General features: G+C 68.9%; 20 protein-coding genes. 8 read left to right on the top strand and 12 right to left on the bottom strand.

Going from position 1 to position 20,246, the window contains the following annotated elements; all coding sequences use genetic code 11:
* Positions 1 to 9 precede the first annotated feature (9 nt).
* A complete protein-coding gene (locus tag AB0H71_RS00730; RefSeq protein ID WP_357013346.1) occupies positions 10 to 759 on the top strand; it encodes an alpha/beta fold hydrolase in 750 nt (249 codons plus the stop codon).
* Here AB0H71_RS00730 and AB0H71_RS00735 read toward each other — a convergent pair.
* From AB0H71_RS00735 to AB0H71_RS00755, 5 genes are all read right to left on the bottom strand, one after another.
* Positions 702 to 2,126 carry an MFS transporter gene (locus tag AB0H71_RS00735; protein ID WP_357013348.1) on the bottom strand — a complete coding sequence of 475 codons (1,425 nt, stop codon included), beginning with the start codon at positions 2,124 to 2,126 and terminating at the stop codon, positions 702 to 704. The genes AB0H71_RS00730 and AB0H71_RS00735 overlap by 58 nt on opposite strands.
* A 57-nt stretch (positions 2,127 to 2,183) precedes the next feature.
* Positions 2,184 to 2,921: a sulfite exporter TauE/SafE family protein gene (locus AB0H71_RS00740; RefSeq protein ID WP_357013350.1), complete on the bottom strand. Its 738-nt coding sequence runs from the start codon at positions 2,919 to 2,921 to the stop codon at positions 2,184 to 2,186.
* A gap of 88 nt (positions 2,922 to 3,009) precedes the next feature.
* Positions 3,010 to 3,381: a DUF2784 domain-containing protein gene (locus AB0H71_RS00745; protein WP_357013352.1), complete on the bottom strand. Its 372-nt coding sequence runs from the start codon at positions 3,379 to 3,381 to the stop codon at positions 3,010 to 3,012.
* Positions 3,382 to 3,446: 65 nt separating this feature from the next.
* Positions 3,447 to 4,331 carry an aminoglycoside phosphotransferase family protein gene (locus AB0H71_RS00750; protein WP_357013354.1) on the bottom strand — a complete coding sequence of 295 codons (885 nt, stop codon included), beginning with the start codon at positions 4,329 to 4,331 and terminating at the stop codon, positions 3,447 to 3,449.
* The gene (locus AB0H71_RS00755; protein ID WP_357013355.1) at positions 4,328 to 5,713 is read right to left on the bottom strand and encodes a helix-turn-helix transcriptional regulator; all 1,386 of its coding nucleotides are present in this window, start codon (positions 5,711 to 5,713) and stop codon (positions 4,328 to 4,330) included. The genes AB0H71_RS00750 and AB0H71_RS00755 overlap by 4 nt, the downstream gene beginning before the upstream one ends.
* 179 nt (positions 5,714 to 5,892) lie before the next feature.
* Here AB0H71_RS00755 and AB0H71_RS00760 point away from each other — a divergent pair, with 179 nt between their 5' ends.
* The 3 genes from AB0H71_RS00760 to AB0H71_RS00770 all read left to right on the top strand — a co-directional run bounded on the left by AB0H71_RS00760 (position 5,893) and on the right by AB0H71_RS00770 (position 8,379).
* Positions 5,893 to 6,576: a hypothetical protein gene (locus AB0H71_RS00760; RefSeq protein ID WP_357013358.1), complete on the top strand. Its 684-nt coding sequence runs from the start codon at positions 5,893 to 5,895 to the stop codon at positions 6,574 to 6,576.
* 177 nt (positions 6,577 to 6,753) lie between these two features.
* On the top strand, positions 6,754 to 7,716 hold the full coding sequence (locus AB0H71_RS00765; RefSeq protein WP_357013360.1) for a radical SAM protein: 963 nt from the start codon (positions 6,754 to 6,756) through the stop codon (positions 7,714 to 7,716).
* Between the two features lie 9 nt (positions 7,717 to 7,725).
* Positions 7,726 to 8,379 carry a hypothetical protein gene (locus AB0H71_RS00770; protein ID WP_357013362.1) on the top strand — a complete coding sequence of 218 codons (654 nt, stop codon included), beginning with the start codon at positions 7,726 to 7,728 and terminating at the stop codon, positions 8,377 to 8,379.
* Positions 8,380 to 8,429: 50 nt separating this feature from the next.
* Here the strand turns inward: AB0H71_RS00770 and AB0H71_RS00775 are convergent, their stop codons facing one another.
* A complete protein-coding gene (locus tag AB0H71_RS00775; protein WP_357013365.1) occupies positions 8,430 to 8,873 on the bottom strand; it encodes an NUDIX domain-containing protein in 444 nt (147 codons plus the stop codon).
* Between the two features lie 980 nt (positions 8,874 to 9,853).
* Here AB0H71_RS00775 and AB0H71_RS00780 point away from each other — a divergent pair.
* Positions 9,854 to 11,224, top strand: coding sequence for a hypothetical protein (locus AB0H71_RS00780; protein WP_357013367.1), 1,371 nt, complete (start codon positions 9,854 to 9,856; stop codon positions 11,222 to 11,224).
* Between the two features lie 135 nt (positions 11,225 to 11,359).
* Here AB0H71_RS00780 and AB0H71_RS00785 read toward each other — a convergent pair whose 3' ends face one another.
* Positions 11,360 to 12,790, bottom strand: a complete 1,431-nt coding sequence (locus AB0H71_RS00785; RefSeq protein WP_357013369.1) for an SDR family NAD(P)-dependent oxidoreductase — start codon at positions 12,788 to 12,790, stop codon at positions 11,360 to 11,362.
* A 144-nt stretch (positions 12,791 to 12,934) separates the two neighbouring features.
* On the opposite strand from AB0H71_RS00785, the gene AB0H71_RS00790 reads away from it, so the two are divergent.
* The 3 genes from AB0H71_RS00790 to AB0H71_RS00800 all read left to right on the top strand — a co-directional run bounded on the left by AB0H71_RS00790 (position 12,935) and on the right by AB0H71_RS00800 (position 15,575).
* Positions 12,935 to 14,080, top strand: a complete 1,146-nt coding sequence (locus AB0H71_RS00790; RefSeq protein ID WP_357013371.1) for an acyl-CoA dehydrogenase family protein — start codon at positions 12,935 to 12,937, stop codon at positions 14,078 to 14,080.
* Entirely contained in the window at positions 14,064 to 14,705 is a 642-nt protein-coding gene (locus tag AB0H71_RS00795) for a helix-turn-helix domain-containing protein (protein ID WP_357013373.1), read from the top strand. Before AB0H71_RS00790 ends, AB0H71_RS00795 begins: the two co-directional genes overlap by 17 nt.
* A gap of 120 nt (positions 14,706 to 14,825) precedes the next feature.
* Positions 14,826 to 15,575 carry a hypothetical protein gene (locus AB0H71_RS00800; protein WP_357013375.1) on the top strand — a complete coding sequence of 250 codons (750 nt, stop codon included), beginning with the start codon at positions 14,826 to 14,828 and terminating at the stop codon, positions 15,573 to 15,575.
* On the opposite strand, the gene AB0H71_RS00805 is transcribed toward AB0H71_RS00800, so the two are convergent.
* The 5 genes from AB0H71_RS00805 to AB0H71_RS00825 form a co-directional block, all read right to left on the bottom strand.
* Complete coding sequence (locus AB0H71_RS00805) at positions 15,576 to 16,097, bottom strand: hypothetical protein (RefSeq protein ID WP_357013377.1); 522 nt, start codon at positions 16,095 to 16,097, stop codon at positions 15,576 to 15,578.
* A gap of 74 nt (positions 16,098 to 16,171) precedes the next feature.
* A complete protein-coding gene (gene ligD, locus AB0H71_RS00810) occupies positions 16,172 to 17,176 on the bottom strand; it encodes a non-homologous end-joining DNA ligase (RefSeq protein WP_357013379.1) in 1,005 nt (334 codons plus the stop codon).
* Entirely contained in the window at positions 17,173 to 18,255 is a 1,083-nt protein-coding gene (locus tag AB0H71_RS00815; protein WP_357013381.1) for an ATP-dependent DNA ligase, read from the bottom strand. The genes ligD and AB0H71_RS00815 overlap by 4 nt, the downstream gene beginning before the upstream one ends.
* A gap of 108 nt (positions 18,256 to 18,363) precedes the next feature.
* Complete coding sequence (locus tag AB0H71_RS00820) at positions 18,364 to 18,759, bottom strand: cold shock domain-containing protein (RefSeq protein WP_357013384.1); 396 nt, start codon at positions 18,757 to 18,759, stop codon at positions 18,364 to 18,366.
* 91 nt (positions 18,760 to 18,850) lie between these two features.
* Positions 18,851 to 19,477, bottom strand: coding sequence for a TetR/AcrR family transcriptional regulator (locus AB0H71_RS00825; protein ID WP_357013387.1), 627 nt, complete (start codon positions 19,475 to 19,477; stop codon positions 18,851 to 18,853).
* Positions 19,478 to 20,246: the final 769 nt, after the last annotated feature.

Consider the following 20,246-nt stretch of genomic DNA (forward strand, 5'->3'; position numbering starts at 1 on the left):
TTCGGCCCGGTGACCCTCGAAGCGACCGCTTGGCTGCGAATCCTGCGTGCCGAGCCGGCGGCGGCCCGCAGCCTGGTGTGCTTCCCGCCCGGCGGCGGTTCGGCCTCCGCCTATCGCGAGCTGGCGAACAAGCTCGCGCCCGGGACGACGGTGGCCGCGGTGCAGTACCCCGGCAGGCAGGACCGCTTCGGTGAGCCGCAGGTGGAGAGCATCGCCGCCCTGGCCGACGCGGTCGCCGAGGACCTGATCCGGCTGCCGATCGAGCCGGGCGTCGCGCTGTTCGGGCACAGCATGGGCGCCACCGTCGCCTTCGAGACGGCGCGCAGGCTGAGCACGGCCGGGCGCGGCCCGACGGTGCTCATCGTCTCCGGCAGGCCCGACCCGCGCTACGTGGAACCCGGTGCCCTGCACGAGGCCCCGGACTCGGCGCTGATCGCCGACCTGGAGCGGCTGGCCGACGACCCGGCCTCGGTCGCGGTGCTGCGCGAGGACCCCGGCCTGGCCGAGCTGGTACTGCCCGCCGTGCGCGCCGACTACCGGGCCGTCGAGACCTATCGGTACGAGCCGGGCGAGCCACTGCGCTGCCCGGTGATCGCCCTGGTCTCCGACGCCGACCCCACCACCACCCCCGAGCAGGCCGACGCCTGGCGCGAGCACACCTCCGGGCCGTTCGAGCGGATCGTCTTCCCCGGCGGGCACTTCTACCTGGACGCCGCCGTGGCCGAGGTGGCGGCCGCGATCTCCGCCCGGCTGCGCTGATCGGCGCGGAAGGCGGGCGCGAAGGACACCGCCGTCGCCACGAGCGAGGCCAGCGCGCACAGCAGCACCGCGCGGCCCAGTGATCCCGTCGTGGCGCCGGTGGCCAGCAGCACCCCGGTGCCGAGCGCGATGCAGAAGGTGGCCGAGAGTCGCTGCGTGAGCTGCAGGAACGAGGCCGCCACCCCGTGCAGCGAGGACGGCGCGAAGCCCAGCGTGACCGCGCGCAGCGGCGGCTCGACCACCCCGCCGGAGACCCCGGCGAGCACCTGGATCGCGGAGAGCGCCGCGAACAGCGCCCAGCCGTCGGTGATCAGGGTCGCGGCGGCGCTGAGGGCGAGGCACGCCGTCTGCAGCACCAGTCCGTACGTCACCAGTGCCGGGCCGTAGCGCGCGAACAGCTGCTGCCCCCGGCCCGCCGACACCAGTCGTGCCACCGCCGACGGAATGAGCGCGGCCGCGATCACGAGCGCGGCGATATCGCAGGCTTGCAGGAAGTAGACGGTTTTCACCGTGGTGAAGGCCAGGCCGGCGCCGAACCACAGCAGGGCCACCAGGTTCCCGGTGACGTAGCCGGGGGAGCGCACCAGCGCCGGTGCGAAGAGCGGCAGTTTGCCGCGCCGGGCGTAAATGCGCTCCCACCAGAACAAGCCGGCGGTCAGGAGGGCGCAGACCACAAGTACCCCGGCCAGTCCCGGCCCGCGCAGCCCCGGTTCGATGACCGGGAGCGTCACGAGCACGACCAGCGCGCCCAGCACGGCGATACCGGGCAGGTCCAGCGCGGTCACTCTTCCGGTGCTTGGGGACCGCGGCAGCCCGCGCAATCCGAGCACGATGGTGCCCACGACGAACGGAACCGGCAGCAGCAGCACCACCCGCCACGCGATCCCCTCGGGCAGCACCCACAGCGCGGCACCGGCGAGCAGCGGCCCGGCAATGGCGGCCAGCGCGCCCGCGCCGGTGTAGCGGGCCAGCGCGCGCAGCCGCTCCGGGCCGGTGAAGACGTCCTGGATGACGCCGAGCACCTGCGCGCTGATGATCCCCGCGCCCAGCCCCTGCACCAGCCTGCCGCCGATCAGCGGCAGCGCCCCCGGCGCGACCGCGGAGAGCACCGCGCCCGCCAGGAAGAGCAGCAGCCCCGCCACGAACGGGGTGCGCCTGCCGAAGGCGTCACCGATCCGCCCCGCCGGGGCCAGCCCCAGCCCGAAGGTCAGCGAGTACGAGGCCAAGAACCACTGCACGTGCGCATCGGCCAGGTGCAGGTCGGCCTGGACCGCGGGCGCCGTGAAGGCGACGACGGCCGAGTCCAGCAGGGTCGAGAAACCGGCTCCGAGGCAACACCAGAGCGCGGCCTGCGCGGAGCGGGTCATCCGATGATTCTCGGCGGGCACCGCGGGCGCCCACCAGGGTTGCGCTCGCGGTGATCGTCACCGGGGAATGAGCCAGATCGCCAGCCCGAACCCGCACAGCGCGATCACCCAGCGCAGTGGCTTCGCGGGCAGCACCTTCACCACCGCAGGGCCGCACCAGCCGCCCGCGAACGCGCCCACCGCCATCGCGGGCGCCGCCACCCAGTGCACCGGCCCGAACAGCGCGAAACCCAGCGCGGCCAGCAGGTTCGCGATCCCGAGCAGGTAGCTCTTCATGATGCTCGCACGCCAGATGTCGGAGGCGGTGGCGACGAGCACCAGCGCCAGGATCATCACCCCGGCTCCCGCGCCGAAGTAGCCGCCGTAGATCGCGATCAGCACGATGCCGATCGGGTAGGCGCGCGGGAACGTCCGGTCGCCGGCCAGTTCGCGCAGTTTCGGTTGCAGCAGCAGGCTCAGCGCGGCCGCCGCGATCAGGAACGGCACGGCGATCTCGAAGGCGGCGGCCGGGGTGCAGAGCAGCAGCCCCGCGCCGATCGCACCGCCCAACGCCGAGCAGATCGCGTACCGGATCAGCGTGCGCCTGTCCTCCTGCAGCGCCGAGCCGGAGTTGGCCGTCGAGCCGAGCCCCACCGCGACCATGGCGACGGTATTGGTGACATTCGCGGCGACCGGCGGGAGCCCCGCCGCGAGCAGGGCGGGGTAGGAGACGAGCGAGGCGATGCCGGTGACGTAGCCGATCAGCCCCGCGAAGAACCCGGCGACCGCGACCAGCCCGATGGTGAGCAGACTCAACGGGCTCGCCCCGGGCACACGATCATGCCGGGAGCCTATCGACGGCGGTTCCCGTCCCGGACCGGCCGGTCCGGTGTTGTGGACTACATCACGCGGCCGCGATCGGCCGCACCCGGCGGCGCAGGACCACTCCGGCCCACGACGTCAGCACCAGCGCCGCAACCCCGGCCTGCACCAGCGTGAGCGCGCTCTCCGGGTAGATGACCCCGGTCAGGTAGTGCGCGATGAACCCGCTGTCCGGCAGTGGCCGACCCCCGCCGCGCTCCCTGGCCCAGCTCTCCAGCGCGGTCAGCGGGCAGTCGTAGCCGATCAGAATCCCGCCGAACCCCCACGCGACCGCCGCTATGTGCACCCAGATCGTCCGAGGCCGGCGCCAGGCCAGGAAGCCGCCGGCAACGACGTACGCCACGAAGGCGTAGTGCACGACCATCGTGCCGTCGGCTAGCAGGCGGTACAGCATGAACCCAGGTTACGCGCGGTTTTCGCGTCCGCCATGAGCATTTCTACCGTGTTCGATCGGGTCCGTCAGGGCATAGCTTCCCAGCCGCTCCACGGGCGCGGGCCGCGACGGCCGCGCAGGGAGTCCACGCGTAGCTGAGCCTGTGGGGCTCGCGTGCTGTCCCGGGCCGCGGCCTGCACCGCCATGCAGGTCATGCGCATCTCCCGGATGTCTCGGAGCAGTGGGAAGCCGGGCCAGGTCTCGACGTCGTGGCCGTATGCCTGGGCGAAGCCGGCGTACTGCTCACGGGTGATCCAGCCGAAGGAGCTGTGCTTGATGGCGGTGGAGGTCAGGTCCCATTCCGGCGGGCCGACGGACGTTCGTTCCAGGTCGAGGAACAGCGTGGTGCCGTCGGTGGTCGTGACGACATTGCCCTCCCATGCGTCGCCGTGTATCGGTCCCCACGGCAGGCCGTTCGTCCGATCGGCCCAGCGGTCTCGCAGCTCCGCGAGGTGCCGCCGAAGCCAGTCGCGGTCCGCGGGACTCGTAGCGGACGCCGCGTCGACTCGCTGATCGAGCCGGACGAAGGGGTCCACGTCGGGCAGGAACTCCGCTGGTTCGAGCCGGTGCAGCACGCGCAGTGCGCGAGCGATCTCGGGGGCGGTCGCGCCGCGGTGTCCGGGTAGCTCTTTCCAGAAGCTCACCGGATGATCACCCTGTTGGACGAAAGTGGTTGCGAGATCAGCCGGTTCGACAGCCGGAACTCCGGATCTACGCAGCCACCCGGCGATCAGGAGTTCCCGTTCCGCAGCGGCCTCCTGACCGGGCTTCGCGACGCGGACGACGATCGCGGACGACGGCAACCGATAGATCGCGTTCTCCGCGACTTTGATCGGCTTAAGGTCGGAGGAATTCAGCCCCACGGCCGAGCACGCGTTTCGCGCGACGGCTTCGAGGTCTTCGTGGTTCATTCGGCAGCCTGCACGAGGTGTGCGCCCGCGCGGCGGGCGAAAGTCCGCAACTCGTGGACATCCTCGGCGGCACGCATGGACCGTAGCGACGCCGCCCGCTGCACGGCAGTCGACCCGATGCCGACAGCTTCGTCGGGGTCGCCGGTGGCCATCGTCAACGACGCCAGCTTGATCATCGAGATCGTCCGGGATCGCTCGGCGTCACCGGCGTGCCCCGCGACGGCGGTCTGCAAACGCCGACGTGCCTCGCCGCCGAATCGGCCGTGGATCGCGAGGTCGAACAGAGCATGTCCGGTGTCACCGGCGTGCTGGGCAGCGTCGTAGTAGTTCATCCAGCTGGGATTCTCGGCAGGGTCGGCTCGGCTGAACTGGTCGTCGGCATGCCCCACAGCCTTGACGACCTCCTCGACCGCACTGATCTTGGCCTGGGCTCGTGCCTCGGTGGTGTAAAGCATTGCCCGTTCGGTGGCGGTGAGTCGATCGGAGTGGAGAAACGCCTGCTGGACGAAGCGGAGACCCTCTTTCGGCTTTCCGGTCCAGATCGCCTGACGCGCGGAGGAGGAAAGGACCTTCGCGCGGAGCTGCCAGGCGTCGGCCTCCTCCGCGCATTTCAACGCCAGCGCGAACATGTCGGTGGCGTCACGGTGCACGCAGGCATCGAAGGCCATGAATCCCGCTGTATGCGCGAGGGACCCGACGGCTGCATACAGGTCATTGCGGTACCTCGGCGCGCACCCAGCGCGGAGGTAGGACACCGCAACGCGGAGTTGGGTCGCGACCACTTCGCGCACCAGCCCGCCGCCGTAGCGGGCATCCCAGCTCGCGAACAGCGAGGAGGCGGCGCGGAGCTGCTCGATTTCGGCGCTTCCGACGCGGGCGGGCAGATCGGCCGGGGTGGTCTCGTTGAGGAGTTGCAGCAGGCCGTGGGGCGATGCGGCTGCTGTGGCGGTAACAGCGGCTGCGGTCCGCAGAAAGTCGTTGCGGTTCACTTCGCCGAGGGTAGACGTGCTCGGCAGCTTGAACCACAGGAGTTCGGCCGGGATGCGCAGGATCCGGGCCCAGCGCATCAGCTTGGTGATGACCTCGGGGGCGGGGCCGGTCTCGATCCGGCTCAGCTGGGCCTGGGTGACGTCGAGCCAGGCCGCGACCCGCTTCTGCGACAGTGGCTGCGGGCCGTGGAACGGGTGGGTGCGGTAGGCGTAGATGACGCGGCCCAGATGCCACGTCGACAGCGCGGCGAGCATGTGTTCGCTCCACCAGAACTGTGCGGACATCTCCATCGGCTCATCGACCGCGGCCGGCGCACAGGTCGCGCACCACTGTGCCGCGTTGTAGCGGCTCAGCCTGGCACCACATTCGACGCAACACCGCTCCCCGCTCATCCGCGTCATCTTCCCCGCTCCAACGACGTGAGCCCCTCCGATTCGTTCGACGCTAGCACCGCAGAGGACACCCCGTTATGTGTCTCGCGCATACCCCGAATACGTCGCGCTGTTCGTCGACAGCTCGCTCGAGCGCCGATGGTCTTCGGTGTTGTAGAAGCGAATCCGTAAGGGGCGAAATGGCTTTAGCAATCGTGGTGCCAATACTCGGGCCGCCGGCCGTCGGCAAGACCACTCTCACCCTCCACCTCGGAGCTGATCCTCGGCGCCGAGTCTTTCGCCTGCGCGAGCACGTGCCGGTCGAAGACCTCGCAGCCACGGCCTCCGCCGCTGACCGGCTCGGCTGGCTCCACGACAGCATCGTCGAAGCGGCGCTGCGCGGTTTCCTGGAACGCACCGCGGACCTCGCCCTGCTCGACACCGTCCTGCTGGACAATTTCCCGGGCACGTCGGAGCAGGTGCGGATGCTGGTCACCGTCCTCGCCGATATCGCACCGCAGTGTGCGCTCGAGCCGGTAGAGCTGGAACTGGGCGAACGCGCGCGGGCCCGCCGGGCCGGACAGCGCCGCGTCTGCCACCACTGCGAGCAGGACCCGATCGCAGATCCGCGCATGCCGGCGGCTCGAGTCGCCTCCCGGACGTGGAGCTGCGCGCGCTGCGGTGGACTGCTGCACCCCCGACGCGGCGACGCACCGTCACTGTTCGCCGCCCGCACCCGTCGACACCGCGATGCCACCGCCGAGATCCGGGCGGCATTCCGCTGCCTCGGACACCCCGTCACCACCCTCGACGCCGACCAAGAGCCAGCCCTTCTGGCTGCGCGCGTCGAGCCGATGCTGATCAGCAGGAGCGAAGCCGTATGACCACCGTGCCGCTGCCCGCCCCGACCACGAAACCCGACAGCTACGGTCACGCACGCATGCCGCGCGGCGCCGCTCTAACCCGAACCCGGGCGCGTCGACCGCGTCGCCTACGGCCGGTTCCGCAACGTCTACCTCTACATCACCGAGGCGTGTCAGCTGCGCTGCGAGCACTGCTACATGGGCGAACGCCTCGACCGGGCGCTGAAGATGACGCCCCAGCAGATCATCGACACCCTCACCGTGTGGCGCAGGAGGGGCGGGGACAAGCTGACCATCCTGGGCGGCGAACCCACCCTGCACCCCTTCTACGTCGACTCCATCAAGGCCGCGGCAGCGATCGGTTACGGCCACGTCATCACCACGACCAACGCCCAGCAGCCCGCCCGCAAGAAGTTCGCGAAACTCGCACCCTCGGACTTCGCCTACATCCAGGTCAGCCTCGACGGCGGAGGCCCGGCCACCCACGACGCCGTGCGCGGGCCCGGCACCTTCGACATCGCGATGGACACCACCGCCGAGCTCTGCGCCCGAGGCTTCGACACCCGCATCATCTGCACGGTCAACAAGGCCAACGAACCCGATGTCCTGAACCTGCTCACCATCGCCGACGACATCGGCGCCTCGCTGGTCAAGTTTCATGTCTTCAGCACGATCGGCACGGGCCACGGCAACCCCGCCATGGCCATGACCCCGCCGGAGTGGGTCAGCTTCTGCAACCGCCTCGAAGCCGTCGCCCTCGAACACCGCACCCGGGTGTGGTTCCAGCCGACCTACGCCCACCGCGACGACATGAACCGCTACGCCGCCGCGGGCTACCAGGGCTGCATCGGCCGCACCCTCGACCGGATCAGCATCTTCCCCGACGGCCGCGCCTACGTCTGTTCCTACCTGTTCGACACCGACAGCTACTTCGCCCGCATGAACGGCAACCAGGTCGTCCTCAATCGCGAAACCGGAACCAACGAGTTCGACCTGTTCACCCTGCCGCTGGTCGACAGCGCGTGCGGTGGCTGCAAGTCCGCGGCCTGCTTCGGCGGCTGCCCCGCCGAGGAAATCGTCATGGGCGCCAGCTCCTGCTCGCAGTACCCCGACATCGTCCCTGTCTGCCGCCTCTGGAAATCCAGCGCCAAACCCGAATAGGAGACCTTCGTGATCACCTACGACAACCTGCTCGACCCGCTGCGCCACCTCGACTGGAACGATGTCGAAGCCATCGACGCCGCCACCCGCAAGATCTTCGCCCACTTCACCACCGGCACCTACCTCGTACGACGCGGACTGACCGCGATCCGCGAGACCCCGCGCCTGATGGCGCTCTGCGAGCACTACGACATCCTCGACAAGCTCGTCCTCTTCGACGACCCCGACACCGGCATCCGCGTCCGGCTCCACATCTTCGGCCCCGGCTACCACGACCGCCCGCACAATCACCGCTGGACCTACTCCAGCCACATCCTGCGCGGGGAATACCGCCACCGCATCTACCAGCCCATCGACCTGCACGACGCCCTCGACCCGGCCGGCCTCGACGCCGTGATGGTCCGCCAGGAACAGCCCGGAGTAAGCTACACCCTGCACCACAGCGCCATTCACGCTGTCGTCGCCGAACCGGGCACCGTCTCGCTCGTCGTGCGCGGGCCGGCCATGACGGAACGATTCCTGGTCATGGACAACAAGACCGGGCAGGCCTGGTGGCAGTATGGCTCGGCCAAGGAGACGCCCGAGATCGCTCGCTCCAAGCGCATGTCCGGTGAGCGGTTCCGCGAGCTGGTCGACTCCCTCACCGAGTGGAAAGTCATCTGAGCGAGACGATCCGCGGGCGCCGTCAACAGCGGTGGCGCCCGTCGGGTCTGCTACCAGCCGTAGACCGAGAAGCGGCGCTCGGCAGCGATGTGCTGCAACGCTTCCCGGCAGTACGGGATCATTCGCTCCGGCAGCGCGTCGAGCGCGAACCACGCCAGCTCATCGCACTTGTCCGGCTCTCGATTCGACGGCTGCTGCTCACCCAGCACCACACGGAAGAAAAACGCCACCCGACCACCCGACGACGAGTTGTGCATGACATGAGCGAACTCGGCGGCTGACACATCGAAGGTCACCCCGATCTCCTCCTTCGCCTCCCGCACCAGCGCGTCCACCGATTCCCCGGCCTCGAGGTGACCGGACGGCACGTGGTACGCGCCGTCCTCGTACCCGGTGTTCGCACGCCGACCGAACAGCACGCGCCCCTCGTCGTCGGTGAGCAGGAGATGCACATCCCCGATCACCCTGTGCCGCTCCATACCGGCCACCGTCATATCAGCCCCTGTTCGCCGTATTCCCGCCCACTCTGGGCGAGCGAGCACACCCTAAGCCGTTCGCCCTCGCACTCTCATACGTCCGGCGCATACCGCCCGGACCATCCCTATTTCGGAGAAACCGTGAAGGATCTGCCCTGTCGCTCCATCGCGTCCAAACCCTGCTACCCGCCGCCAGTGCCTCCCATCCAGAAGGCTCCCAGAGAATTGCTGCTGCGCACGGCGGTGGCGATGCGCGAAGCATGGCCGGAGTTGGTCGACACCACCACCCCGGTCGCCTGGTAAATGCACGTCAGCAGATCCACCCCTCGCCCTGACGAGCCGGATGTATGGCTAACAGTCACCATCGGCGGCCTCGAATTCCGATTCGTCGCCTGTCTCACCGCGGCACTGGTGTTCATCTGCGACCTGCAACATCACCGCCTCGCCGACACAGTTCGAGTGAGTGAGCACGGCACTCACCCTGTGGACCGTCTGCCCAACGAGAGCCTCTTCCTTGAACCTTGATCGGTTCGGGGGGCGGTCAGGCGGCTACATTGAGTCGTTCGACCGGCGACTGCGCATCGACCCACGTGCTACGCGCCTTCCCCACCAAGTTCTGGACCCGGGCTGCCACTGGTCCGGAGTGGCAAGCCCGCCACCCGGACCGCGCGGTGAGCCGATGGCCGGCGGACCGCGCGGCGCATGTGCACCCGGACCCCACGCTGCCGAGATGAACCCGCAGGTCTCGGGCGGGGTGGCGACAGCTGGCGCACCGTTCGGCCGGGTTTGAGTCGCATGGCACGCGAACTCAGTTGCGAACTTGTGGACAGTTCGGGCGTGACTTCCGGAAGTTTAGAAGTTAAGCTCTCACTTGGTCGAGCAGCCTCGTCGGTAACGAGGCCAGCAGCCGCGATTCTCTTCATGACCGTGGTGGGTCGTTGGTAGCGACGTGCGTGAGGTCTTTCCTTCATTCGAGCCTGCGAGCTTCAGGAGTCCTCGTGACATTCGATTTCCCGGCCACGGCGCCGGCGTTTTACGTTCATACCACCCCTGGCAAGGCCAGGCTGCTCATCGGTAATTTCGGCCTTCGATCCAGACGTCTCACGCCGATCACAACTGTAAGTATCGGCAGTGACGAAGAAGCCGATCGGTTGGTCGCCGCATTGGAATATGCAGCCTGGCACGGGGATCGGGCTGCCTGGGACACTCTCGCAGCGGCGCTCCCCAGCGCCGTGGTCTTGGCGTGCAATCAGGTGCTGTCGACGCTGCCCCAACATGCCTTACTCGCCATTGGAAGTGACGGATGGCCCCTATCGGTCGTAGCGACGTCGTACTTTTCCGCGATGAGTGAGGATCTGCAGCGACAAGCTGCTGCTTCGTACGACCTGAGCGTCATGACTCTCATCGACAATTATCGCGCGGACGATGGGCTCGATGTCGGTTATCGCTTGCGCCGTTTGAGTGGCGAAATCGAGCTCCCGGCGGGAGCAGGCAGCTCGGTCTGGCCGGCAGGGGGCCAGGAGCCCGCTGAACGCCGGATGATCGGTCTGAACGAACTCAACGAGGTTCTGACCGATGAACGGTGGCAGACCCATCGTGCTCGCGCACATTGGTTTTGGAGTGTCGAATGTGACGACGACGGGGAAGTGGATACGGGCGAGGCGATCTGGGTCGTAGAGTTCTTCGATGAGCCTGTACCGGACGATCCGGAGCCAGACATCCCTGATGAGTACGACAGCTTTGTTGTCGGTGAGTGGAACCCGTGGCCGCTGACTTCGAGGACGCGGTTCGTGCTGTGGCAGTCGATGATCTGCCTGACTTCACTGCTTGAGCTGGAACTGTCCGGATGGGACGAGGACGAAGCAGCGCCCGATGTTCCGGAGCTGATCGGAGACTTTCCGCGATCGGTGCAATCTCAACCGCGCGCTTGGTGGGTGGACGTGCTTCAGGCTGGTCAGCGGCTCATCGAAGCGCTGCGCACCGGCGAGTCGTGGAATCCTCGCACTCCCGCCGAAGAGGCGCTCATCTATCTGTGCTGCACCGGTGGCTGGATTGATGCCGGACATGACCTGATAAAAGAACGTGGGGTTCTGCGGCGACAGTTCCGGAATCTCGCTGAAGGTGCCGATTGGAATGACGATGCTGAAGAATCCGACGATGGACCTGACTTCGAGTGGGATGAGGTGCCAGCGGCGCTCGCCGGAGATGAGGACATTGCGCTTCTCTGGCGCTCCGATCTGAATGGGATCGAGAATCCGAGCGTAAACGCGAACTTGTTGTTGGGAATCGGAGACTACACTCCCAGTTCGTGGCACGATCGCTTCGACCGGTACCGAGACGATCCGAATCCGACCTCAGCCCTGTACTGAGTACGCCATAGGCCGAGACTCCCGCGGGGAGATTCTTAGATGAGCATCCGGCCCCGTGGAGACTATGGGTCAGCTGACGGCTGGTGTCCTTGCTCTGGATTGCGCGCGGCCACCAGATCCAACACCTTGCGGCCCCTACCAGGGAGACGGCTCGTAGTCCTTGAGGAAGCAGCCGTAGAGGTCGTCTCCTGACTCGCCCCGAACGATCGGATCGTAAACCCGAGCCGCCCCATCCACGAGATCGAGCGGCGCATGAAACCCCTCCTCCGCAAGCCGAATCTTCGTGTGATGCGGCCGCTCATCGGTAATCCACCCGGTATCGACGGCGGTCATCAGAATCCGATCCGTCTCGAACATCTCCTTGGCGCTGGTGCGCGTCAACATATTCAACGCCGCCTTGGCCATATTCGTATGCGGATGCCCGGGCCCCTTGTACCCCCGCCCGAACTGCCCCTCCATAGCCGACACATTCACCACGTACTTACGCCGAGCAGCCGCAGCCGCCATGGCCGGACGTAACCGGGAAACCAGAATGAACGGCGCAACCGAATTGCAGAGCTGAACCTCGAGCAGCTCGGTCGTCTCCACCTCGGCAACCGTCTGCACCCAGCTATTGGTGTGCGTGATATCGGGAACCAGCCCACCCGCGTCGATGGCGACCCCCCGCGCGATCCGATCGGGAGTAGCCGACCCCGCCACCAACGCCAGCTCGGCGACATCATCGGCAGTCAACTCGGGTACGAGCGCGGTGGTGAGCGCCGTCGGGTGCCTCTGCACTCCGGAACTCAGCGTCATCACGTCGGGGCGCGGGCCGGAGGGCAGTGGTGCCGATTCGGCCTCGACCAGCGCGCTGTACGCCCCGGCGGTCCGCCGCACGGTCTGCGCCGCATTGTTGATCAGAATATCCAGCGGCCCCTGCGCGGCGACGTCGTCGGCCAGAGCAATCACCTGCCCGGGATCGCGCAGGTCGATCCCGACGATCCGCAGCCGGTGCAGCCAGTCGGCACTGTCCTCCATTGCGCTGAATCGGCGCACAGCATCATTGGGGAATCGAGTGGTGATGGTCGTATGCGCACCGTCCCGGAGCAACCGCAGCGCGATATACATCCCGATTTTGGCCCGCCCACCGGTGAGCAGCGCCCGCCGCCCACTCAGATCGGTACCGGCATCCCGCTTGGCATGACTCCGAGCCGCGCACTCCGGACAAAGCTGGTGGTAGAAAGCATCCACCCGCGTATACCGCTGCTTGCAGATGTAGCACGGCCGCGCCCGCAGCAGAGTCCCCGCACTCGCCCCGGCAGCGGTGGAACTCAGCCGAATACCCGCCGTCTCGTCGTCGATCCGATTGGGCGACCCGGTAGCGGTAGCGGCCACAACGGCCTTGTCCGCAGAGGCAACGGCCTCGCGAACAGCATCCCGCCGCGCCTGCTTGAGCTTCTTGAACATATGCCCCACGGCCCGCTGCACAGCGAGCGAATCGGGGTGGTTCTTGTCCAGCCGCCCGGCCTGCTCCAGAACGCGAAGACAGGTCGCGAGGTCGGTGGGATCGATCGTGGTTTCGGCCATCGCGGCGTGCGGCATCTTTCGAGAGCGGGACAACGACCTGCCCATTCTCCCAAACGCCGCGCAGTGGCCCACCCCACCCCGCCCCCCTTGTTGACAGAACGCCAATAGTGCTTGAATCTGGAGCAACCCGAGCGAGGAGAAGAGATGGCACGCGCCGTGTGGAGTGACGACGAGGTCGAGGCGGTCCGGGAGCTGTCCCGGACGTTCTTCGAGAAGGAGGTCGTGCCGCACGCGGAGAAGTTCGTGCAGCAGGGCCACCCGGACCGCGCGCTGTACAACCGCGCCGGTGAGCTGGGGCTGCTCTGCACCGGCATCCCCACGGAGTACGGCGGCGGCGGTGGCACCTTCGCGCACGAGGCCGCCATCATCGAGGAGCAGACGCTGGCGGGCGACGGCTCGCTCGGCATGCCGGTGCACACCTCGATCATCGCGCCCTATCTGCACCACTTCGGCTCCGAGGAGCTGAAGCGGCGGGTGCTGCCGAAGGCGGCCAGCGGCGAGATGGTGCTCTCGATCGGCATGACCGAGCCGGGCACCGGCTCCGACCTGCAGAACATCAAGACCCGCGCGGTCCGCGAGGGCGACGAGTACGTGATCAGTGGCTCGAAGATCTTCATCACCAACGGCTGGCTCTGCGACGGCATCATCATCGCCGCCAAGACCGACCCGACCAAGGGCGCGGCCGGTGTCTCGCTGATCTTCGCCGAGGTGAGCGACGACACCCCCGGCTTCAAGCGCGGCCGCATCCTGGACAAGATGGGCGGCAAGTCGCAGGACACCGCGGAGCTCTTCTTCGACGGCCTGCGGGTGCCCGCCGCCAACCTGCTCGGCGAGGCCGAGGGCCAGGGCTTCTACCAGATGATGCAGCTGCTGGCGCAGGAGCGGCTGGTCACCGCCATCATCGCGGTCGCCATGATGGAGCAGGCGGTGAAGCTCACCGTCGAATACACCAAGGGCCGCGAGGCCTTCGGCAAGCCGCTCTTCGCGCTGCAGAACACCAAATTCGAGCTCGCCGAGTGCGCGACGCTGGCCAACGTGAGCCGGATCTTCCTGGACGACTGCATCGCCAAGCACCTGGACGGCGAGCTGGATATCCCGACCGCTGCCATGTCGAAGTACTGGCTCACCGATCAGCTCGGTATCGTGGTCGATCGCTGCCTGCAATTGTTCGGCGGCTACGGCTACATGACGGAGTATCCGATTTCTCAGCTCTACACCGGCGCCCGCGTGCTGCGCATTCTCGCGGGCAGCAACGAGGTGATGAAGGATCTCGTTGCCCGCTCGCTCTGAGACCGGCACCGGGGAGGCGCCGCGCCGCCGCCGGCTGGAGCCGGACGAGCGGCGCGCGCAGATCCTGGCGTGCGCGATCGACATGTTCGGGGAGCGGCCGTACGCGGCCGTCTCCACCGCCGAGCTGGCGCAGCGCGCCGGGGTCGCGCGCGGCCTGATCAACCACTACTTCGGCAACAAGCGCGACCTCTACCTCGCGGTTGTGCGCCGGATGGTGACGTTGCCGCACCAGGACGAGATGGTGGTGCCGACCGGTTCGCCGCGGGACCGGGTCGGCGCCAGCGTCACCTGGCTGCTCGACACCATCGCCGAGCACGGCAGCACCTGGGTCAAGGTCACCAGCCACGAGGGCGTCGGCGAGGACCCCGAGGTGCAGCAGATCCTGGACCAGGCCGACGACGCCGCCGCGGACCGGCTGCTCTCCATGGTCGGGCTCGGCGAATCGCCGCGCGGCGAGGAACTCCGCGCGGTGGTCCGCGCCTTCGGCGGGCTGGTGAAAGTGGCCGGCCGGGAGTGGATAACGCGGGGCTCGCTGGAACGTGACCAAGTCCACATTCTGCTCACGGACGTGCTGCTCACGCTGGTGACGACGACGATGCCGGAGATCGATCGGCCGCGGAAATAGCGACCGTTCCCGACCGCTTGCCGGTTTCCCCGCCAGCTCCCGGGCCATTACCCCTATTCTTCTCCGTTATCGGGGCGTTATCGGGGAACTTTCGCCGCGAGACGAGGTGAGAGGGACCAGATGGCACGGACCGATCGATGGGCCGAGGACCGCCGCGCGGAGTACCGCTACGGCGACCGCTGGAGCGAGGAGGACCGCGACGAACGCCCCTCCGGCCAGTGGCCCCGGGTCGAGGACGACGACGATGGGGACCGCGGCCCGCTGGTCAACCCGTACGCCGTCATCGCGCTGGTCGGCGCGCTGCTGCTGCTCTTCCCGATCGCGCTGGTCTTCGGGCTGATCGCCTTCGCGCACCCGCGCGGCAAGACCATGGCGGTCTTCGCGCTGCTGCTCGGCAGCGCCGAGGCCGCGGTGGTGGCCGGGCTCTTCGTGCTCGGCGGCTCGGCCTGGGACGACGTGCTCGACCGGGCGCAGAACACCGTCCGCGACACCAGCCAGACCACCGTGGTGAGCCTGCCGCAGGCGCCCGCCCCCACGCTGCCCGCCACCGCCGCCGTCCCCACCGTGGGCGACGCGGGCCCCGGCGCGCCGGAGCCGGTCGCGACGGTCGCGCGCAAGGGCGCCGCCTGCACCGAGGTGCCGGTCGGCGCCATCGGCACCACCGCCGACGGTGACACCATGCTCTGCCTCGCCGGCTCCGGCGGCGCGCAGACCTGGATCGGCCCCTTCACCATCAACACCACCGTGCAGCAGCCCGGCGGCAGCTGCGACCCGAGCAAGGGCAAATCCGCCCGCACCGGCGACAATCGCGCCCTGATCTGCGAGAGCGGTTCGCGCGGAACGGTGTGGGGGCTCTGGACCAGCGAGTAGTCAGCGCGTGGTGCGCGCGGTCAGGTCGTCCAGCAGGATCATCACCTCGCCCGCGCGCGGCACCACCTCGACCAGCCGCACCCGCAGCGCTCTGATCTCGGCGCCCGCCAGCGGCTGCACCGGTTCGTGGCCGATCCGCTGCCACTCCCCGGAGGCGAGTACCCGGCCCAGCGGCACCTCGCAGCGCGCGCCGTCCGCGGTGACCAGGTCGGCCGAGACCCGGAGCTCCGCGTGCGGGGAGCGCACGTAGACGCCCACCGCCGACACCGCGCCGCTCGGCGCGAACGCCGGATCCGGCTGCGCCTCCAACTCGATCTCCAGCTCGTTCTCCGCGTCCCGCACCAGCAGCACCAGGGCCCGCCGGTCCGCGCCGCGCCTGCCGTCCGCGTAGTCGACCGGGCGCTTGTCCGGGGCGCCCTCGGCGAAGGTGGTGAGATGCGTGCGGGCCGCGCCCGCGCCGGACAGCGCCCAGCGCGCGGTGTTCTCGAAGTCGTCGAGGAGCACCTCGGTGGTCTCCGGCATCGTCTGCGTCCCTTCGTCGTTCGCCGGATCCACTCCGGTCCGACTGCACCCTATCGCCGCGGGACGCCGACCGGTCAGCCTTCCTTGCGGGCCTTGCTCGGCTGCACCCGCGGCGGCTCGTTCGGCATCTTCGGATAGTTCGGTGGCCAGGGCGCGTCCATGAGGCCGTCGGCCAGGTCGCGCTCGGACCACTCCAGCAGGGTCTCGATGGACTGCGGGGCGCGGTCGGCCCAGGGGTCGCCGTGCTCGGCGAGGAGGGCGGGGACGGTGGCGATGGTGAGCTCCTCGGGGACCACGGTTTCCAGCGCCTCCCAGGTGACCGGGGTGGAGACCTGGGCGCCGACCTTCGGCCGCACGCACCACGCGCCGAAAACCGTTTTGTGCGGGGCGTTCTGGTTGAAGTCGACGAAGACGCGGCTGCCGCGCTCCTCCTTCCACCAGGCGGCGGTGATGGTCTCCGGATGCCTGCGCTCGAGTTCGCGGGCGAGCGCGACGGCGGCGGCGCGCACCTGGTAGGCGTCCCAGCGGGGTTCGAGGTCGATGTAGAGGTGCAGGCCGCGGGAGCCGGAGGTCTTGACCCAGGTGCGCATGCCGAGTTCGGCGCAGAGCTCGCGGACGCGGAGCGCGGCGGCGCGCAGCTCGGCGAAGCCGATGCCGGGGGAGGGGTCGAGGTCGATCCGGAGTTCGTCGGCGATCTCCAGCTCGGGGACGTGGTGCGGCCAGACGTGGAAGCCGAGGCAGCCCAGGTTCACCGCCCAGAGCACGTGCGCGAGGTCGTGCGCGACCAGGGCGTCGCCGGTGGTGCCGTTGGGGGTGGAGACCTGGACGGTGTGCAGCCACCCGGGGGCGTTGGCCGGGACCCGCTTCTGGAACCACGACTTGCCGGAGGCGCCGTCGGGGTAGCGCTCCAGCATGAGCGGGCGGTCGCCGATGGCGCGCAGCAGCGGCTCGGCGACGGCCTGGTAATAGTGCACCAGGTCGAGCTTGGTCTCACCGCGCTTGGTGAAGTAGACCTTGTCGGGGTTGCTGATGGTGACCGTGCGGTCGCCCGCCTCGATCTCGATTCCCTTGCCGCTCACCGCTTCTCCTCGCGGAAGAGGGCGTGCAGCTCGGCCGGGGCCACCTCGTCGAGCTGGGCGTAGGTGCAGGATTCCGGGGTGCGGTCGGTGCGGAAGCGCACCAGCCTGCCCCCGTGCCGCAGCCGCCCGGACTGCACGTGCTCGTAGCGCACCTCGGCGACCAGCTCGACGCGCAGCGCCTCCCAGGAGAGGTCCTTGCCGCCGGTCCAGCGGCTCACCCCGCCGGGCATCTTGCCCTCGGCGGCGGCCTGCGCGGCGGCGTCGGCCCATTCCTTCCACGGATGCTCGGCCAGCGCGTTCTCTCGGAGCGGGGCCAGCTCGTCGACGAGTTCGCGGCGCCGGGCCGCGGTGAAGCTGCTGGCCACGCCGACGTGGTGCAGCTTCCCTGCGTCGTCGAAGAGCCCGAGCAGCAGCGAGCCGACGCCCTGGCCGTCCTTGTGCCAGCGGAACCCGGCGACCGCGCAGTCCGCGGTGCGCTCGTGCTTGACCTTGAGCATCACCCGCTTGTCCTGCTGGTACGGCTCGGCATCGCGCTTCACCATGACGCCGTCGAAGCCGGCGCCCTCGAACCGGGTGAACCAGTCCTCGGCGACCTCGGGATCGCGAGTGATCGGGGTCAGGTGCACCCGGGCCAGGGTGGTGTCGAGGATGCCCTCCAGCCGGCGGCGGCGCTCGGCGAAGGGCTGCTCGGTGAGGTCCTCGTCGCCGAGGGCGAGCAGGTCGAAGGCGACGAAGCTGGCCGGGGTCTCCTTCGCCAGCTTGGCGACCCGGGAGGCGGCGGGGTGCAGCCGGTTCTGCAGGGTGTCGAAGTCGAGGCCGTCGTCGGTGACGACCACGATCTCGCCGTCCACCACGCAGCGCGGCGGCAGTGCCTCGGCGAGCAGCTCGGCGACCTCGGGGAAGTACCGGGTGAGCGGGCGGTCGTTGCGCGAGCCCAGTTCGACCTCGTCCCCGTCGCGGAACACCACGCAGCGGAACCCGTCCCACTTGGGCTCGAACGCGAGCCCCGCCTCCCGCGGCACGGCGGGAGCCGTCTTCGCCAGCATCGGCCGTACCGGTGGCATCACAGGCAGATCCACGCAACCTCCTCGGTCCTACGACAAGACGGCCCGGTGCCGGGAAAATCATCGGTGCGGGTCGATCCTAGGTCGGGGGACCGACAGACCGGGGGAGGTGCGCCGCGAGCGCTAGTTCTCTATCCAGCCCTGCTGCTCGGCGAACTCCGTCAGCCGGTCGCGGATCGTGAGGATCTCGCCGGCGGTGAGCGCGGGACTCGCCTCCAGCAGTAGTTCCGTCACGAGACGTTTGTGCTCCTCGGCCCCGAGCGGCCCGGTGGCGCGATCGCGGCGGTGCTGCCGCGGCGCGGGCGCGGGGGCGGGCCCGGCGGTGGTGAGGTTGATCGCCTTGGGCCCGCGGTCACCCTCGGTCATGTCGAATTCGAAGACCCGGCCCTGGCGCAGCTCGTCCTCGTCCAGGCCGATGTCGTTCACATGGACGAAGACGTCGGGGCCGCCGTCCTCGGGGCGGATGAACCCGAATCCACGTGAGGCGTCGAACGACACCAATTTCCCGATGGCCACCAACTCGCTCCTCGCCGTCGCCGTGCGGCCACTGTAGCCCGGAGCGCGGGGGCGGGCCGGGGGAAAGCCTCCTTCTGTCGGCGGGCGCCGCGGCTCAGGGGCGATACAGCGCGCGGTAGGCGGTGATGGTGGCGACGAGGTGATCGGTCATCTGGTCCCTGGTGGCCCGCAGCGACCCGTTCAGCCAGGCCGAGAAGACCCCGGCATTGCCGCTGGCCATGGCGACCGCGGCGAGCCTGCGCCGCACCGGATCCGCGATGTGCGCGAAGAGGTGGTCCTGCAGCAGCCGGGTGAAGGCGGGCATGACCGCGATGGTGGTCTGCCCGAGCCCGGTGCTGGAGTACGGCTCGACCAGGAAGAGCCGGGACTTGCGCGGGTCGTCGAGCACCTTGTCCACCAGCAGCTCGGAGAGCGCCCGGTCCCTGGACGGGTCGTCGGCGACGGCGAAGGCCGTCATCGGCCCCAGGAACTCCTCGGCGACCTGGCGGTACAGCACGTCGAGCAGCTCGTCGCGGCCGGCGAAGCTCTCGTAGAAGTAGCGATCGGTGAGCCCGGCCCTGCGACAGACGGCCCGCATCGTGACCCCGGCCGCGCCGGACTCGCCGATCAGGTCGAGCGCCGCGTCCAGCAGACCGGCGCGGCGCGCCTCGCGGCGCTCGGTGAGCGTGGTCCCACCCCAGATCCGGGCTCCCGTGTCGTCGGCTGGTCTGTCGGTCTGCACGGCCTCACCCTAGTCGGTGGTGGTCGCGGCCCCGGCCCTGCGGCTCCGCAGGCACCTGGCAAACGGTAGTCGACATACCGAACGGAAGGTTTTCTATTATTTCCCGAGAATTGCCGCGCGACTCGGCTGAGAAATAGAACCGACCGACTGGAATTCTTCTAGCCGGGTGAACATCGGAATTCGAGAAAACCGGCGCGCGTGCCGAATCTCGGAACGGTTACTCGTCGTCCAGACCGGCCGAGAGATAGGCCGCCGCCGCGAGCCACTGACGGCAGCTGGGGCCGTGCGCGTCGTGCGTCCGCAGCATCTCCCTCGCCTGTCGGTAGGTGAGCCCGCGCGGCTCCGAATTGCAATCCGGCACAGTCGAATCCGGCACCGGGCGCGGTCCCTGCGCGCTGAACGCGGTCGCTCCGGCGATCGCTGTCCGGTGGGAGGTTCGGAATGGCTGGCTCATCTGGACCGCCCCTCACGTCTGGCTGCGGGAGGCGTCGACACCAGCGGAAACGGCCCGCCGGGCCGAGATGGAGATACCGCGTGCCTCCCCGACTTTCGAGGTCGAGTTTTGCATCCATCGCTTACAAATGCAAGTACATCTGTACGAACGACCAGGGTCGGCAACCGGCCCGCGTGCCGCTCCCGATGACGCCGATCGCCGTTGTGCGTCATACCCTTCCGGCCCCGCCGCACACCGGCGGCGGCGCCGGCGCGCGCCGGACCGGAGGGGCTCGAGCGTACCGGCGCCGCGCGGGGCGCCGCCGTGCGAGAGTGA

Source organism: Nocardia sp. NPDC050697 (assembly GCF_040654395.1).
Lineage (GTDB): Bacteria > Actinomycetota > Actinomycetes > Mycobacteriales > Mycobacteriaceae > Nocardia.

Excerpts from the sequence above, each read along its gene's own strand:
- AB0H71_RS00735 (WP_357013348.1), bottom strand. The coding sequence starts at position 2,126 with ATGACCCGCTCCGCGCAGGCCGCGCTCTGGTGTTGCCTCGGAGCCGGT.
- AB0H71_RS00745 (WP_357013352.1), bottom strand. The coding sequence starts at position 3,381 with ATGCTGTACCGCCTGCTAGCCGACGGCACGATGGTCGTGCACTACGCC.
- AB0H71_RS00750 (WP_357013354.1), bottom strand. The coding sequence starts at position 4,331 with ATGAACCACGAAGACCTCGAAGCCGTCGCGCGAAACGCGTGCTCGGCC.
- AB0H71_RS00755 (WP_357013355.1), bottom strand. The coding sequence starts at position 5,713 with ATGAGCGGGGAGCGGTGTTGCGTCGAATGTGGTGCCAGGCTGAGCCGC.
- AB0H71_RS00760 (WP_357013358.1), top strand. The coding sequence starts at position 5,893 with ATGGCTTTAGCAATCGTGGTGCCAATACTCGGGCCGCCGGCCGTCGGC.
- AB0H71_RS00765 (WP_357013360.1), top strand. The coding sequence starts at position 6,754 with ATGGGCGAACGCCTCGACCGGGCGCTGAAGATGACGCCCCAGCAGATC.
- AB0H71_RS00775 (WP_357013365.1), bottom strand. The coding sequence starts at position 8,873 with ATGACGGTGGCCGGTATGGAGCGGCACAGGGTGATCGGGGATGTGCAT.
- AB0H71_RS00785 (WP_357013369.1), bottom strand. The coding sequence starts at position 12,790 with ATGGCCGAAACCACGATCGATCCCACCGACCTCGCGACCTGTCTTCGC.
- AB0H71_RS00790 (WP_357013371.1), top strand. The coding sequence starts at position 12,935 with ATGGCACGCGCCGTGTGGAGTGACGACGAGGTCGAGGCGGTCCGGGAG.
- AB0H71_RS00800 (WP_357013375.1), top strand. The coding sequence starts at position 14,826 with ATGGCACGGACCGATCGATGGGCCGAGGACCGCCGCGCGGAGTACCGC.
- AB0H71_RS00805 (WP_357013377.1), bottom strand. The coding sequence starts at position 16,097 with ATGCCGGAGACCACCGAGGTGCTCCTCGACGACTTCGAGAACACCGCG.